The sequence below is a fragment of the Micromonospora sp. NBC_00362 genome (genome assembly GCF_026342155.1).
In the GTDB taxonomy this organism is placed as follows: domain Bacteria; phylum Actinomycetota; class Actinomycetes; order Mycobacteriales; family Micromonosporaceae; genus Micromonospora; species Micromonospora hortensis.
On sequence record NZ_JAPENH010000002.1, the window covers coordinates 247,548 to 263,226 of the forward strand.

At 71.4% G+C, this 15,679-nt stretch carries 17 protein-coding genes; 14 read left to right on the forward strand and 3 right to left on the reverse strand.

What is annotated here, in order from left to right:
* Window positions 1-31: 31 nt before the first annotated feature.
* A complete protein-coding gene (locus OG992_RS33090) occupies window positions 32-529 on the reverse strand; it encodes a transposase (protein ID WP_266305434.1) in 498 nt (165 codons plus the stop codon).
* Between the two features lie 713 nt (window positions 530-1,242).
* Between OG992_RS33090 and OG992_RS33095 the strand changes: the two genes are divergently transcribed.
* From OG992_RS33095 to OG992_RS33130, 8 genes are all read left to right on the forward strand, one after another.
* Entirely contained in the window at window positions 1,243-2,058 is an 816-nt protein-coding gene (locus OG992_RS33095; RefSeq protein ID WP_266305435.1) for a hypothetical protein, read from the forward strand.
* 136 nt (window positions 2,059-2,194) lie between these two features.
* Entirely contained in the window at window positions 2,195-2,779 is a 585-nt protein-coding gene (locus OG992_RS33100; protein WP_266305436.1) for a hypothetical protein, read from the forward strand.
* Between the two features lie 283 nt (window positions 2,780-3,062).
* Window positions 3,063-3,974, forward strand: a complete 912-nt coding sequence (locus tag OG992_RS33105) for a hypothetical protein (protein WP_266305437.1) — start codon at window positions 3,063-3,065, stop codon at window positions 3,972-3,974.
* 70 nt (window positions 3,975-4,044) lie between these two features.
* Complete coding sequence (locus OG992_RS33110) at window positions 4,045-4,866, forward strand: MarR family transcriptional regulator (protein ID WP_266305438.1); 822 nt, start codon at window positions 4,045-4,047, stop codon at window positions 4,864-4,866.
* A gap of 93 nt (window positions 4,867-4,959) precedes the next feature.
* Complete coding sequence (locus OG992_RS33115; protein WP_266305439.1) at window positions 4,960-5,589, forward strand: GGDEF domain-containing protein; 630 nt, start codon at window positions 4,960-4,962, stop codon at window positions 5,587-5,589.
* An 81-nt stretch (window positions 5,590-5,670) separates the two neighbouring features.
* Entirely contained in the window at window positions 5,671-6,246 is a 576-nt protein-coding gene (locus tag OG992_RS33120; protein WP_266305440.1) for a hypothetical protein, read from the forward strand.
* Between the two features lie 307 nt (window positions 6,247-6,553).
* The gene (locus OG992_RS33125; protein WP_266305441.1) at window positions 6,554-7,057 is read left to right on the forward strand and encodes a hypothetical protein; all 504 of its coding nucleotides are present in this window, start codon (window positions 6,554-6,556) and stop codon (window positions 7,055-7,057) included.
* Complete coding sequence (locus OG992_RS33130; protein WP_266305442.1) at window positions 7,054-8,163, forward strand: C40 family peptidase; 1,110 nt, start codon at window positions 7,054-7,056, stop codon at window positions 8,161-8,163. The genes OG992_RS33125 and OG992_RS33130 overlap by 4 nt, the downstream gene beginning before the upstream one ends.
* A 62-nt stretch (window positions 8,164-8,225) precedes the next feature.
* Here OG992_RS33130 and OG992_RS33135 read toward each other — a convergent pair whose 3' ends face one another.
* Window positions 8,226-8,798, reverse strand: a complete 573-nt coding sequence (locus OG992_RS33135; protein ID WP_266305443.1) for a GIY-YIG nuclease family protein — start codon at window positions 8,796-8,798, stop codon at window positions 8,226-8,228.
* A 96-nt stretch (window positions 8,799-8,894) separates the two neighbouring features.
* Entirely contained in the window at window positions 8,895-9,608 is a 714-nt protein-coding gene (locus OG992_RS33140) for a hypothetical protein (RefSeq protein WP_266305444.1), read from the reverse strand.
* A gap of 158 nt (window positions 9,609-9,766) precedes the next feature.
* On the opposite strand from OG992_RS33140, the gene OG992_RS33145 reads away from it, so the two are divergent.
* The 6 genes from OG992_RS33145 (at window position 9,767) to OG992_RS33170 (ending at window position 15,591) form a co-directional block, all read left to right on the forward strand.
* On the forward strand, window positions 9,767-10,078 hold the full coding sequence (locus OG992_RS33145; RefSeq protein ID WP_266305445.1) for a hypothetical protein: 312 nt from the start codon (window positions 9,767-9,769) through the stop codon (window positions 10,076-10,078).
* Window positions 10,075-11,160 carry a DUF4314 domain-containing protein gene (locus OG992_RS33150; RefSeq protein WP_266305446.1) on the forward strand — a complete coding sequence of 362 codons (1,086 nt, stop codon included), beginning with the start codon at window positions 10,075-10,077 and terminating at the stop codon, window positions 11,158-11,160. The genes OG992_RS33145 and OG992_RS33150 overlap by 4 nt, the downstream gene beginning before the upstream one ends.
* 40 nt (window positions 11,161-11,200) lie before the next feature.
* Window positions 11,201-11,494: a hypothetical protein gene (locus OG992_RS33155; RefSeq protein WP_266305447.1), complete on the forward strand. Its 294-nt coding sequence runs from the start codon at window positions 11,201-11,203 to the stop codon at window positions 11,492-11,494.
* A 265-nt stretch (window positions 11,495-11,759) separates the two neighbouring features.
* A complete protein-coding gene (locus OG992_RS33160) occupies window positions 11,760-12,878 on the forward strand; it encodes an AAA family ATPase (RefSeq protein WP_266305448.1) in 1,119 nt (372 codons plus the stop codon).
* 12 nt (window positions 12,879-12,890) lie between these two features.
* Window positions 12,891-14,489, forward strand: a complete 1,599-nt coding sequence (locus OG992_RS33165; RefSeq protein WP_266305449.1) for a VWA domain-containing protein — start codon at window positions 12,891-12,893, stop codon at window positions 14,487-14,489.
* A 289-nt stretch (window positions 14,490-14,778) separates the two neighbouring features.
* Entirely contained in the window at window positions 14,779-15,591 is an 813-nt protein-coding gene (locus OG992_RS33170) for a hypothetical protein (protein WP_266305450.1), read from the forward strand.
* Window positions 15,592-15,679 lie beyond the last annotated feature (88 nt).

Below are 15,679 nucleotides of genomic sequence, written 5' to 3' on the forward strand. Positions count from 1 at the left end.
GTGGAGCTCCAGCGCTTGCGGGGCAGTCAGGTCAGCGAATGCGGCCAACACAGCCGGGAAGTATTCCCGCAGCGCGCTGCGCAGCTGCAGCATGTGCCTGGTCTGTTCCCAGATCAGCGCGAGTGATGACCTTGACCGCCTCGGACTGGTCGCTGTCGCCGGCCACCGGCCGCAGCTGGTGCCGATCGGCGCGGATCATGTTGGCCAGCGTGTGGGCACCGGCGGTGTCACTCTTGCCGCCCGAGATCGGGCGTCGTTCCCGATAGCGCGCCACCTGCAGCGGGTTGATCGCGTAGACCTGGTAGCCGGCCGCGATCAGCGCCCGGACCCACGGCCCACGGTCGGTCTCGATGCCGACAACCACCTGGGTGGCGTCGTCGTCTGCCAGGTGTTCGCCGATCATGGTGTGCAGCCGCGTGACGGCGGCGATGCCCTCGGGCGGTTTCGCCTTGCCCAGCCGACGGCCGGTCTCGTCCTGCAGCTCGACGTCATGGTGTTCCTCTGCCCAGTCGTCGCCAACAAGCAGCAATTTCGGTTCCTCTCCTCCCGGCTGCGGACTCGTCTGTAGCTCTGGGAGACCTCCAGGGACCTAATGATCGATTGCTCACGCCCAACACCAGCAGGCACGACATCCCATCAGCGGTTCTGTTTCCTTATCAGCAGCGGGGGCACGATCTGCGCTCAGAACTCACAACGGCTCTGGTCAAAGCTGAGTACTCACCCACCAGCGGCTACCGGACCGATTCTGTCTGGCAGGTCCTGTCAGCGCTCGGTTGATCTCATTAGGTCACGGCCTTCGAAACGCACGCTCGGCCGGTGAAAGGGCCCGCCTTCCTGACAGCCGACTCCGTCGTCTGTCAGATTTTCCGGCTCTGACCGGCGCCCCGCTTCACTGTGCTGAACTGGCGACGGAGGGGTCCCGACCGCGCTGCTGAGCGGCGGTTCTGCTCTCACAACGCGCGCAGGGGGCGCTGACAGATCGCACCGCTACCGTTCGTGGCAACACCACACCCCATATATCGCTTCACCCCGGTTCGGTCCCACCTCAGGGACACCCGCCGCACACAGCGGTGCGCGACGCCCACCCGCTCAGGCCGGTCGGCACGCGTCCCATGCGACGGCCCTCGAGGTCGCACCCACTACCTGCACGCCTTCTCCCCTTATTGCCCTGACCCAACCCATGCACCCGGTGGGCCGGTCAATCCCGCGTGCCTACGCACCCCTATCAAGGAGGACCTGCGCATGTCCGCTCTGCACGGCACACCGCTGACCCGTCACGGCAGCCGGGTGCCCGCCATGCCCAACCGACCGGCCACCGTGCAGACCACTTCGGCGCCCGCGCGCCGATCGGCGCCCACCCAGGCCACCAGCGCACCAGCCGTCACACCAGCGCCCACCATTGGCACGATGATCGTTTGCCTACCCGACGAGCTGCCCGCCGAGGCGCTCACCGCACACCGCCTGCCCACGCAGTTCGGGGTCGCCGGCACCGTCACACCCCTGTTCTGGGCGGTCGGACAGCTGCGGCTTTGGCAGCGGCAGAAGATGATCGGCCTTCGTAAGGGCCGGCCCGCGGCGTGCGCGGGCGGACCGGTCCGGCTGTTGGACCTGCGGGGCATGCGCGACGCCGCTGGCGTCGGCGCCGGGATCCGTTACCAGGTCTGGCAGCAGGTCGTGCACGGCACCCGCCCGGCCACCCCGTGGCCGGTGTTCGAGAGTCGCCACCTCACCGATCCGCAGAAGTACCCGTTCGAGGCGGCGACGGCGGACTTCCACGCCCAGCCACGCGTCAACGCGATGCGGATGCACGCCGCGGCGACGCCCGGCACCGGCCAGCCCAATCCGGGCGAGCTGGAGATGTACCAGGCGGGCCAGATGGCCTACCAGCATTATCACGCCGCCAGCGCCATCGCCGGTGACGCGCTGCTCACCGTCGACGGCCGCAAGCTGGCCCCGGCTAGTGACGCCCTCACCCACCGGGTGACCTACCTGGAGCAGGCCCTGCGCTACCTCGACACCGTCGAGCCGGACCAGCGGCTGCTCGCGGTCGCCCTCTAACCGAACGACCACCCGCCAGGACGGCGCGCCCTGCTCCCCCGCACTCGGGCGCGTCGCCCGGCTGGTGCACGTCCACGCTCACACGGTGCACAGGCCCCGCCCTGCGTACCGCTCAGCCAGTTGGAGGTATCCCCTGATGCGGTCACCGCACCGCGCCGACGCGATCCGCGCGGCGCTCACCGCCGTCGAACACGACGCTGACAGGCAAGGCTGGGGCGCTCTGCCGGCCCTGCTCGGCCTGTTCGACGCCACCACTAACGGCCATCAACCACCCCACATCGACATCGATACGTTCGACATCGATCCGGGCTTCTGGTGGCTGCATGCGCGGACCGTCCCCGGCATACGACTGCCGTACTGGGTCGGCCTGAAGACCCTCACCCGCCGACTCACCACCCACGAAGGGGCGCCGCTGCTCGCCCGATGGGCGCACACCGGGCAGCGGCGACTGCTCGGGATGGCGTTCCTCGGCGAGGGTGTGGACACCAGCGGTGCCGGCCGCCGCATCGCCGCCACTCACCGGCTGCCCGCCGACGACGACGGCGGCATCGTGGTGCGGGCGCTCACCGTCTGCGACATCGACGGCCGGCACTACCAGATTGTGCGGTACCGGGGAGTCCCCACCACCACGGCCCTGGTGCTGGATCATCCGCCGGCACAGGTGCGGGCCACTGCCATTCCGGCCTGCCTGCGCCGCCTACTCACCACGGCGCGCCCCTGATCGGCACCGCAGCCACCGGTTGCCGCCATGCGGCGCTCCGTGCGGGCACGCCGATCGGTCCGGGACGGGCCAGTGCCCTCGTGCCAGCACCGCCTCGGGCCGCGCACCGGCTGCCGCTGCCGGGAGCGGGCGCCGACAACGGCCGGTCAGACCCGCCCTACGGCGTTCGCCCGCAGCTGTGGGCGGCCGGGCGCCCCGGGCTGGGGCCGGTGCGTCGAGCCGGCCGGCGACAGGTCACCTTGCCCCTTTTCCCCCACCTGCGCGTTCGGGAGGTTCCGCTTCCATGTCCCACCAACTCTGGTTCCGCATCGAGGACGTACTGCCGCTGGCAGAACACGCCCTCGCCTGTCCCAGCCACCGCCTCACCCGAGCACAGGTCGCCGCCGGCGAAGCTAACGGCCCTGCGCTGACGTTGACCCGCACCGGTCGCGTCGGCGTGCTGCGCTCCAACGGCGTCCCAACCTGGCACACCCTCGAGGGTGATGAGCAGGCCGCTGTCAGCACCTCGTGGCGCGCCACCACCGCCCGCCCTCGTGACACCGCGACGGAGGACCTGTATGTGCCGCTCGGACAGGCACCGCGCGGCCAGCGGCGGCTGATCGACGTCCTGCGCGCCGCGCGGGACCTGCACCGGCCCTGGCTGGCGATCACACCCGAGCGAGGCACCCCGCTGGGCGTCGCGCACGTGCAGGTCCTTGACCGGCGCGAGGACATCGCCCCGGCCGGCGTCCGCTGGCGACCGGTGATGGTCACCTCCCGGCAGGTCGCCCACCGCTCCTACCCGGCGCTGGTGGCAGCCGGGTACACCACCGACGCCGGAGGGCTCATCTGCCGGTTCGCACCGGCTGCCGCCCGCCTGCTCGCCGCCGAGAGCACGGGGATGTGGCGGCTGGGCACCATGCCCGGGGAGTACCCGCTGGCACGCTTCGACGGCGAAACCGTGGTCCTGCTCGAGGAACGCGACACCGGCGACGGCGAGGTCCTCGACGTCGACGACCGCTGCCACCCCGACCGCGACGGCTACTACGGCATCGGCGCCTACCGCTGGTCCTGGCACGCCGACCCCAGCGCCGCGGTGCCCGTCCGCACCCGGCTGCGGCTGCACCTTGGCGCCCTCGCCGCCCGAACGCGGGAGATCGCGGCCCGCCGGCAGGCCCGGCCGTCGACTCCCTCCCCCATCAGAGGCCTGCTCTAACCCCGCTTGCACTTGATCTGCGCCGCGTTCGAAGCGTGGATCAGTGCTGACCTGCAGAAGGGACACGCCCATGACCGACACCGCACCGCACGTGCCGGCGCACACCAGGTTCAAGGTCCTCGCCGCGCTCGGGGAGCTCGGCGACGCCACTGCCGCCGCGGTGGCCGAACACTCCGGGCTCGGCTACTCCACCACGACCGGGAAGCTTCGCGCGTGGGAGCAGACCGGGCAGGTGGAGAAGGTCGACACCGACGGCAACCGCACCCTGTGGCGGTTGACCGATACCGGCCGCGCCACCACCGTCGCCCAGGCCGATCCGCCATCGCACGCTGCGGCGACCGATCCAACCCCAGGCGAGTCGGAGCCGACCGCCCCGGACACGGCCGGTTTCTTCAACTCGCCCATAGCCGTCGATCCGCCACAGCAGGACAGCGTGCGAGTCGTGCCGCCGGACGGGCCCATCGACGACGCAGCCTTCACACCCGCCGATCAGGCTGCCCCACCAGAGACAGCTACGCCTCGTCACAGCACCGAGATACACCCACCCTCGGCGGGGACAGAACATGAGGGTGAGCCGGCCGACGTCGTGGCCGGACCTGATGCTGCTGTCAGCGCTGGTGTAGGCAGCGAGGTCACCTCGACGGCGGCCGACCGTCGCGTCAAGGGCTCGCTGCGCGGAGCGGTGCTCGACATTCTCGAAGCCCATCCCGATCGGCAGTACAAGACCGGTGAGCTGTGCAAGCTCATTGACGCCGCGAACGCCGGCACGGGGGCGAGAAAGGCCAGCGGCGGCGCGGTGTTCAACGCGGCGGTCAAGCTGGTCGCCGCTGGCACGGCGGTGCAGACCGTGGAGAAGCCCGCCACCTTCCAGTACGCCTCCCCCAGCCGGTAACCCCGGCCCTGTTAGGCAGCCCAGGGGCGGGCGTACAAAGTTTGGCGACTCACGCCCGCCCCCGGTGCTCCTTCCCATGAAAGGAGCAACTCAGTGTCTCTTACCCTGCAAGGAATCGTCAGCGCCGTAGGCGGGATCCTCGCCGGTTTCGCTCTCGCTGGTGCGCTGCTGTGGCGCCAGCAGCAAGCCCTCACTGCGGCCCGCTACGAGGCCACCCACGACGAGGTCACCGGGCTGCCCAACCGACGGCTGTTCGTCCGCCGCCTCCGTGCCGCCCTCGCCGACACCGCGCCGGTGGGAGTGGTGCTGCTGGACCTCGACAGGTTCAAGACGGTCAACGACACCCTCGGCCACGACAGCGGCAATGACCTGCTCGACCAAATCGGTCGGCTCCTGAGCGGCATTCCGGCCCCGGTGCGGGTCGCCGCCCGGCTCTCCGGCGACGAGTTCGCGCTCCTAGTGCTGGGCGATCGGGACGACACCGCCGCCGCGGCTCGCGCCGCGTGGCAGGTGATCGCGGCCGAGCCGATCCGTGTGGTCAACGGCGAGCTGACGGTCGCGGCGTCGGTCGGCTACACCCACGTCCACACCGACTTCGCTACCTCCCGTCAGCTCCTCGCGCAGGCCGACACGGCCATGTACGAGGCGAAACGGACCGGCAGTGGCGTCTGCGAATACCTGCCGCATCGCACCCCTGCCGCGCGCAGCCGAAACCGCCACTGACCCGCCCCTGCACCGCTCATGGACCCCGCAGCCGTCCTGGCTGCGGGGTCCTTCGCATCCACTCCTCGAAAGGGGACCACCGTGTTGTCCTTCACCGTCGTCCACGCCCTCACCGCGTGTCTCATCGCCGCCGACGCGGACGCCGACGCGCTGGGCTGGGGCCAGCCCGCGACGCTGCTGCTCCTCCACGACCAGCCGACCACCGCCGCCCGGTGCCAGCGCGAGGTGCGCAGCCTGGAGTTCCCGCTGCGCCGCGAGGACCTCCCCACCGACGCGGGCCGGCTGCCCGCGCTGTTGCAGCACCTCGCCGGTGCCCTGCGCGACCCGGCCGCCGGCACGCCCTACCGGGCCACCCTCGCCGCCATCCTCGGCCGGATCCACGCCACCGCGCCGGACGCGCGAGTGCTGGCCTGGGCCGCCTGCTACGACGACATCCACACCCTCGACGGCCCGCCACGGCCCGTGCGCCGCGTCGATGCCGTCGACACCGACGGCCGCGTGTATCAGCTCACCCACCTGCGCGGCGAGGACCAGCCGGTGCTCCTCGTTGACGACACCCCCGACCTCACCGCCAGCCCCACCGGTCCTGGGCTGGCCGCGTTACTGACCGCCTCCACCCACCACACCTCGACTATCACCGGCCGAGGCATGGCGTGATCGGCCCACCGGGCCCGCCCCGACCCGACCCCGAGGAGCCGATCTTCGGCAGGTGGGGGGCCGAAGGGTCGTCCCATCGCTGCCGGGTCTGCGGGGCAGTCGACGAGGTCGTCTTCACCGAGGTGCCTTCGATGGTCGGTTACGGCGAGGACACCTCCGCGCACTGCGCCCGCTGCGGGTCGACCGAAGCCACCGACCCGATTTTCGGCTGGCGCGCCACTCCCGCCACCTGGCCGCCGCCTGAGCACCAGCCATGAGGTCCGCATCCCGGTCCCGCTACCGCCTCCCGCTGAAGGAGTCCTGCCCCGTGAGTACCTCCTGCTACATCGGCGACGCCGACCCCGACAACCCGCACGTCGTGCGCGCCCGGTTCGTGCTTGCTGACGGTCACCCTGGCGTCATGCTGCCCACCCTGGCAGCCATTTGGGCCGGGCACGCCCGCCACGACACCCGGGCGCTGATCACCGCGATCCTCGCCCGGGACTGGGAACACCTCGACCCAGCCATCACCGCCGCCGCCTGCGGTGCCCGGGGTCGGCGACCGGTGCTCGGCGTCGGCATGCCCCTAACCCGCACCACCACCACCGGCGGCGTCGTCGACGCCCCGGAACCGCTGACCGTGTTCCCGCTGTGCCACGCCGGTCACCTTGACGCCGAACGGATCTACCTCATCGAGGCCGATACCACCATGATCGCCGTGCACACTGGTGACGGCACCCGCCTCGGCGCCTATCCGCTCACCGCCTGCCTACCGTCCCCCACCCCCGGCCGCCGGCCCTACCCGCCGCGGCCGGCGGGGGTCCGGGAGTGAGCGCCCGCGCCCTGGCCGCTGTCGCCGGCGGGGTGGTTGCCGTGCTGGTGCTGTGTGCGGGCGGGATCGGCGCCCTGTTCACCGGCGGCGGCGCCGCGTCGGCGGCCTGCTACCGCACGCTCGGCCCGGACGGGCAGCCGCTGCTGCCCACCATCGCCGCGTCCCCGCCGACGAGCGGCAGCGCCGACGGGTGGAGCAACGAGCAACTCGCCAACGCGGCGGTGATCGTCGCAGTCGGTGACGAGCTGGCGGTGCCGCCGCGCGGGTGGGTCATCGCCCTGGCGACCGCCCTACAGGAGTCCACGCTGCGCAACCTGCCCGGCGGGGACCGCGACTCGGTCGGGTTGTTCCAGCAGCGCCCCTCCCAGGGCTGGGGCGCTCCCGCTCAGCTACGGGATCCCCGCTACGCGGCGGGACGGTTCTACACGGCGCTGCTCGCCGTCGACGGTTGGCAGGCGATGGCGCTGACCGACGCCGCGCAGGCCGTGCAACGCTCCGCGTTCCCTGGGGCGTACGCGAAGTGGGAGGACGATGCCATCGCCCTGGTCCGCGTCCTCGCCGGCGGCACACCGACCGGCCCGGTCGCCGCTGACCTGGAGCAGGCGATGAGTAACCCGCTGTGCCTGTTCGACGGTGGTGACGGGCAGCCCGGCAGCGAACAGGTGTCCCTGCCCGACAGGTTCACGCTGGGGCCGGACACGCCGCTGCCCGTCGTGACCGCGATCGGCTGGGCCCTGGCCCAGCTCGGCACCCCCTACACCTTCGGCGGCGACTGCACCGCCGCGCACTCCGGCATCGCCCGGCACCAGTGCGACTGCTCGTCGCTTATGCAGCAGGCCTACCGGGCCGCTGGCATCGGCATCCCACGCACCACCAGTGAACAAGTCCACGCCGGCAACACTGTGGACGACTATCGGGACCTACGGCCGGGAGACCTGCTGTTCATTCCCGGCAGTCGGGGCAGCCGCGCCCGACCCGGCCACGTTGGCATGTACCTCGGCCAAGGGCTCCTCGTGCAAGCCCCGCACAGCGGTGACGTGGTCAAGGTCAGCAGATTGGCCGGCTGGGCCCACCAGCTCGCCGCTGTGCGCCGAATCGTCAGCTAGCCAACCTTCAGGTTCGTGGCGATTCAGTGGTCGCGGGTTCTAACAGGCCGGTCACAAAGGATTCACGGGTTAGCTATAAGCCCGGCGGGCCGCGGGCCGGCGCTCGCTGTGTACGCCGCCTTCGCGGCCTTCACCACGCTACGCGCCTCTCCCCGTTCGGCTCCTTCGACGTTCAGTGGCGGTCGAAGGAGCCTGATCAGCGTGTTCTCGTGTTGTCGGGGCTCCGGGCAGGCGAACCAGGTCAGTCGTAGGTGATCCCGCATCCAGGCCGTCAGACGCGGCTCGTCTTCAGCAACGAGGATCACGCGATCGGTCCACGTCGTCCGGTACTGCTGCGTGGGTAGGAGGAGACCGGCGAGTGTTCGGCGGAGAGTGGAGCTGCCCGAGCGTGCTAGGTGGTTGCGGGCGATCCTGTTGCGCAGGTTGGACGCGATCCCCAGATAGAGGAGGCGGACGTCGGGATCGGCGTCGTTGGCTGGGCCAGAAAGGCCCGGCAGTACCTCAGGTTCGGCCCACCATGCGTAAACGCCCGCGGTACGCGGCAGGAGTGGCACGGCATCCGTGATGGACGTGGGCGCCTCGTTCAGCCCTGCGATGACGGCGTTCAGGGCGCTCGGAGTGTCTGGCGTCGTCATGGGGCAATCTTTCTAGCTCGGGCGATGGCGGGAAGCTGCGAAGGTGGCACACCCATGTGGGTCACGGAAGGAGATGTGGTTTCCCGTCGGGTCGGTTCAACTCGCGCGACCGGATTGCCAGCGCCACATCGCGTGATCAAGTTTCGTTGGGGTGACGCCCAACTGTTGGGCCGCCTCGGTGACGAGCGTCGCTGCCAGGTCCGTGTTCACACCGCTTTTTGCACTGTTGAGGGCGGCGGCTACGAAGCGAAGGATCATGCGGTCCGGTTTGACGCCTGGGGTCCCCGACAGCATGAGCAGGTATCTCCACGACGTACCGGACCTCTGGCCGGGCACGCCGCGCCATGCCTGCTCGGCCTGGCGTAGTTGGTCAGCTCCGGCGTCTCTGAGGTCACGGCACGTGAAGATCTCGGAAGCGGACAGAGCTGTCGCCGCCTGCTCAATGGCTAGGGCTTTGAGCGGCGCGCCGGCGTGAGTAGAGGTCCTGTTCGCGCTGCCCACGCTCTGCGCCCACGCTTCGACACCGCCGAGACTGGCGAAGGTGCTCAGCAACTCGGGTGTGCCATCAACCGCGGGATCGCAACCCTGGCTGCGGCGAAGAGCTGTGTACCGGTTGACGACCTTGACAACGCTTCCGTACGTCACCCCGATCGACTGGATCGAGTCGATGACGCACAGCGCCAGTCCCTGGGGGTAGCCAGCGGGCTCGACCCAGCCGGAAGGTTCGCCAAGCGTCGCGCGTACGTGCGCCACGACTTGCTCCACACGACCGTCAGCGTCCTGATCTGTGCTGTCGAAGGCATCACCCATGCGCCGCATCATGCCGGCTCACTACGACACGCATGGGCTCACCACTGGCTCACCTCCGCGCCTTGACCACAGCAGCATCACTAGTCGCCATCGACGTAGCCGGTGCCTTTCGTGGCGCCGGCTGAAGCCACTGCTTGTCACCACGAAAGGACATCACCGTGTTTGACGCCGACCACAGCAGTCACCGGCAGCAGCCAGGGACAAAGCCCAACGACACCCGCTGGCTGGTGCCGGGCCGCCACCACAGGCCATCGCACATCGGCTTCGTGGCCACAGGCTATGACGCCGACCGCTACCAGGCGGGCACACCGGCCGGTCCGCCTATCTGGGCGCCGCCGTCGGACCAGAAGCGGGCGCTGGTTCTCATCGCGGTGCGCGACGAGTTCACCACCATCGCATCCGACGGTTTCGCCAACTGCTGCCAAGCGCTGCCCGAACCCGCCGGCACGGATGTTAGGAGGCCACGGTGAGCTACCAGCCGGGCGAGCGCGTCGTACTCGAGCGGACAAGCGACCCGCACACCTTGCTGCGTCCGGGAGACGAGGGCATCGTTGACCGCTACGACGCGCAGCTGCGAGTCCTCGAGGTCATCTGGGACGGCGGCTCGCGCCTGTCGCTGCTGCTTGGCGAGGGTGACCGCGTCCGCCGTATCCCCGCGCCGGACACCGCGTCAGGGTGGGAGCGGGTGCTCGACGCGATGCGCGCCGCCGGGGCGGCAGCCGGACACGACGCGGCCCAATGGTGGGCGCAGCACGTCCTCGGTGGCCGAGCCGCTGGTGACGTCTCCGCGACCGCCCGGCACGTCCTCGCCGGCCTCGACGACGGCGACCCGGGGGTCATCGACGGGCTTCCGCTCGCCGACCGGTACGTCCTGGACGAGGACCGAGACCGCCACGCCGAGCACGCCCCGACCGACGCGCCCGGGTGGGAACAGCTCACCGCGGGCCAGTGCGACCAGACGCGGTGGGCGTGGTGCGACGGCTTCGATGACGCCGCCGAAGCAGAAGCGGCCCGGCAGTGCCGCATCGTCCTGCACCCGGGCGGGGATGACCGGGACGTCCGCCACCTGCATCCCGACCGTGTGCGCCTGGGCGGGCCGGGCGTGTTCGCCGGCGACTGGGCGTGGATACCCAACGGTGACGGGGTCCTGCGCATCCCGGTCGGCTTCGCCGGCACCCTGCTCGACACCTGGAACGGGTGGGCGGTGTTCACCTGCACCCGCCCGGTGGCCGAGGCGATCGTCGCCGACCAGCAGGCCGCCCGCGCCCGCTACCGCCAGCACCTCGCCGCTGACGGCATCGCCGGGGACGCCCAGCGGCGGATGGTCGACGGGTCCCTGACCCGCCTGCACTTCGACGGCGACGTCCTCGTCGCCGACGACACCCGCGTCCACGACGACCCGGACGCCGTCGAGCGGATCGCCCCCGGCCCGGACGGCCGGTACACGGTGATGGGCCGGGTCTGGACGTGGACGGCTGTGCATCCCTACGACTGCGACCGCATCGTCGGCGATCTGCCCGCCCCTCCCGACCACCCGCCGCCCGAGGCCTGACCTCAGTCCCGTAACCACCCACCGGTAAAGGACCACGACCATGATCGGTGACGAGTTGGGTGAGTACGCCCACGAGGGCATCCTCGAAGCGGTGGTGCGGCACCTGCTCACTACCGCTGACCTGGACCAGCTCTGTGACGACGCGGACCTGCCGCAGCTCACCTACGGCGACGGCACCCCGGTGACCATCGACTCGGCCCGCATCGACCGCGACGCGCAGGTGATGACCCTCGACCGAGGTGTATGGCTGGAACTGTCCGACGGCACCGTTTTCGGCCTGACCGTGCACACCGGCGCCCGCCCTCGCGGCGAGGTCATCCTCCGCCGCCGCTGAACACCCGCGACCTGCCCCTGGCTCGACTTGATCGGTCAGCGGTCGGGTGCGTTCCTTGTCGTCGCCCACCGATGCGGTGGCGGCGACACCTGACCGGCAGCCCGCCGAAGGGCTGCCGTTGCTGTGAGCACCACACGGAGGTCGCTGGCCGTCCCTGTCCCTGGGGCCGTGCCCGCCACCGCCCGTCTCCGCCGCGCGCATCGCACCACCGCCCGCGCACCCGGAGACGGGTGCGCGGGCCCACACCCACCGACAGGAGGCCCGTATGGACCCCGCAGCCCCGCCCACCAGTGTCGACGTCCCACCCGACGTCGGTGACGGGCGCCGGCCCGGCTACCTCTACCGGCAGGTCGCCGCGTACCTCGCCAGCCAACCCGACCAATGGCTCAAGGTCGGGCAGGTCACCACCGCGATCGCCGCCCGGTCCACCGGCGCGGTGTTCGAGGCGCTGAAGAAGATGACCGCCGCCGGCTACGCCACCCACGACACCGGCCCGCACCGCTTCCAGATCACCCAGGCGGGCATCGACGCCGCCGGGACCATGCCCCCACCCACCCCACGCGCTCCCGGCGCCGGCCGGTCGGCACGGCGGCAGCCCGTCACCCGCCCCAACGGGGACCTGTACTTCCCGCGCAAGCTCGCCGGCGCCACCGACGTGGACGTGCTGCGGCGGCTGCGCGACAAGCGGATCCCGGTGCTGCTCTACGGCCCGCCCGGCACCGGCAAGACCGCCCTCGTCGAGGCCGCCTTCGGTGATCTGCTCACCGTCGCCGGCACCGGCGACACCGTCGTGGAGGACTTCCTCGGCAACTTCATCCCCCTCCCCGATGGGGGTTTCGAGTTCGTCTACGGGCCCCTCGTCACCGCGATGCGGGAGGGGCGGGCGCTGCTGATCGACGACGCCACCCTCATCGCACCGAAGGTCCTCGCCGTGCTCTACCCGGCCATGGACGGCCGCCGGGTCATCACCATCCCCGGCTACCGCAACGAACGCGTCGAGGCCGCCGACGGGTTCTACGTCGTCGCCGGGCACAACCCCGGTGTGCACGGCGCGGTCCTCACCGACGCTCTCGCGTCCCGGTTCGACGTGCACATCGAGGTCACCACCGACTGGGACCTCGCCCGCCACCTCGGCGTCCCCGCCCCCGCCGTGCAAGCCGCCATCGCGTTGAACGCCGACCTCGCCGCCGGGCGGGTGTCGTGGGCGCCGCAACTGCGCGAACTGCTCGGCTTCGCCCGCGTCCGCAAGACCCTCGGCTTGCCCGCCGCGCTGGCGAACCTCGCCGGCCGCGCCCCCGCCGACGACCGCGAGCAGGTCCTCACCGCCCTGCGACAGCAGTACGGCGCTGACATCACCGCCCTGACCCTCGGCAAGCAACGCTGAAAGGACCTCACCATGGCCCTACCCCGCACCCACCTGCGCGCCGGTTACCCGACCGCTTCGCCCGCCGACGCGGACTGGCAGCCGTGGAGCGACGCCTGGACCCGCCACATCCCCGCCCTGACCGACCGGCACGACCTGCGCGTCACCGTCGCCGCGGGCGCGGGCGGCGGCGCACCGGCCTGCTTCTACCCCGACGCCGGCCGCATCGAGGTCGACGCCACCCACATCGGTGCACCCGACATCGCCAACCCGGCCCGCGCCGGGCATAAACGCCTCGTGCCCACCGCCTACGGGCTGCTCGTGCACGAGGCCGCCCACGCCACCCACAGCCTATGGACGACACCACCGGGCACCCCACCCGTCGTCGCCACAGTCGCCGACCTGCTCGAGGAATCCCGCGCCGAGCACCGCCAGCGTTCCCGGCGGCGGACCGACCGCAGGTGGCTGCGCCACACCGTCACCCACCTCCTGAATCCCGACGGCGCGCCTGTCGATGACCCGTGGCACGCCGGACAACTGGCCGCCCTGCTCCTGGCCAGGGTCGACGCCCGCATCCTCACCGCCAAGGACATCAAGGGCGTGCGGGCCGCCGTCACCGCCGTCCTCGGCCGCAAGCGCCTCCTGGCGTTGCGCGACATCTGGCGGCAGGCCCACACCGTCGACGACACCGACGCCGCACAGATGGTCGACCTCGCGTGGCGGTGGTGCCACGTGCTCGGCATCGATCCCGACCGGCGGCCCGAACCGCCGACTGCCGACCTCGGGGTCTTCGCCGGCCACCTTGCCCAGGCGCTCAGCGATTACCTCGCCCACGCCGCCGGACTCACGCCCGCCGAATACAGCGCCGGGCACCTTGAATCCCACTACCGTGCCCCGGCCTCGTGGACGCGCCGCGATCCCCACGAGGCTGAACGCGCAGCCGCCCGCCACCTTGCCGCCCGGCTGCGGCAGGCCCGCGTCCGGCACCCGGAACCGGCGACCCGGCCCACCGCGGTGCCACCGGGGCGGCTCCGCACCCGCCACGCGATCACCGCCCAGGCGCAGGTCGCCGCCGGGGCGCTACCCACCGCCACCCCCTGGCAGCGGCGGGCCGCGCTGCCGCCGCACAAACCGACCCTGCACCTAGCCGTCCTCGTCGACACCTCCGGGTCCATGTCCTCCTACGCCGCGCCGATGTCCTCGGCCGGATGGATCCTCGCCCATGCCGCGCACAGCGCCCAGGCGGTCACCGCCACCATCGCGTTCGGCGACACCGCCACCCTGCTCGTCGCACCGCGCCGACACCCCACGCAGGTGCTCGAGATGACAGCGGTCGGCGGCACCTGCGCGTTCCTCGACGCGGTGAAACTCGCCGACACCCTGCTGCACCTGCGCCACCGCGCCACCCTGCGGATGCTCGCCGTCGTCTCCGACGGCGACCTGCCCAACGCCGACGCGGCGCAACGGCTCATCAGCACCCTGCACCACACCGGCTGCACCGTGCTGTGGCTACGCCCCGCCGACCTGGCCGGGCACACCTTCACCCACACCAGCACGCTGCTCGTCGACGACCCGGTACACGCCGTCCGCGCCATCGCCGACGCCGCCGTCACCGCCCTCGACACCGCCTAACCCCGGCGCGGACACCGCTGCGCAGCGCCACACGCGGTGACCGCGCCCTGCCACGTCTATGCCACTCATCTCGACCGGAGCGACGGCTAAGCGGGCCACTACGCGCCCAGCCCCCTTCGCGCCGGCGCACCAGGCCGATGCGCAGCCATCGCAAGCAGCCCGGCCCGCGCCTCGGCGAACGGAGCGCACCAGCGGCAGCAGAGCCGCCCTCACATGCGGCTTCCCGCCATGGCGGGAGTCACCGCGACAACGCCACCGACCCTCATCAGACGCCCGAAAGGACACTCCAGTGACCCTGCGACTCGTTCGCAAGTACACCGGCCACGACATCACCGATGACGCCATCGCCGCCGCCCGACAGGCAAGCGGCACCCTGCCGGTCCTCGCCGCGGCGATCGTCGACACCTGCTACGCCCTCACCAGCACCGAAGCCAACCTCGCCCGCTGCGCCGACACGATCGCCGGGCACCTCGCCGACGTCCGCCGCGCCCTGAGCGCCGGGCCCGACGAACCGGCACCCACCCTCGACCCCCTCGGTGTGCTGCAGGCCTACGGCCCGCGCTTGACCGCCCTGACCGTCCAGCGCGCCACCCAGATCAGCCACCTTCATGCCCTGGCACAAATCTGGCTAGCCCACCAACCCCACCAACCGCCCGCCGCCGGAAGGGCAGAGCAGGCGCGACACTTTGCCGAGCGGATCGTCGCCGCAATCGACGAGGACATCAGCGCCGGCACCGTCCCCGGCGGTATCGGCTCCTTCGTCGACCTGCACCGCTACGTCGACGCCAACGACTACCTGATCGTCGCCGGTGTCCCCTACGACGGCACCGCGGACAGCATCGACGTCGCCGTCGCCGTGCAGGGTCTCGTCGTCGCCAGCCTGCGCACGCCCGGCCGCCCGTTCTGCACCCACGGCACCTGCCGCTTCGCCGCACACGACCACACCACCAGTCAAGGACCCGACGGCGCTGACCTCGACGCGGCCGTGCCTCTGCGCTGTCGGCACTGCGACCAGCCCGCCCACTACGACCGGCGCCTCGAGGAGTACCGCCACGACGACCCCGCGGCACCCGACTGCTTCCTTGTCGACCGCGACGATTAACCCCGGCACCGCAGCGGCACGCCGCGCAGCCACCCGCGCCGGGAGCATGCCGGGCCGCACGGCGGCGACTTGATAACTCCGGAAAGTC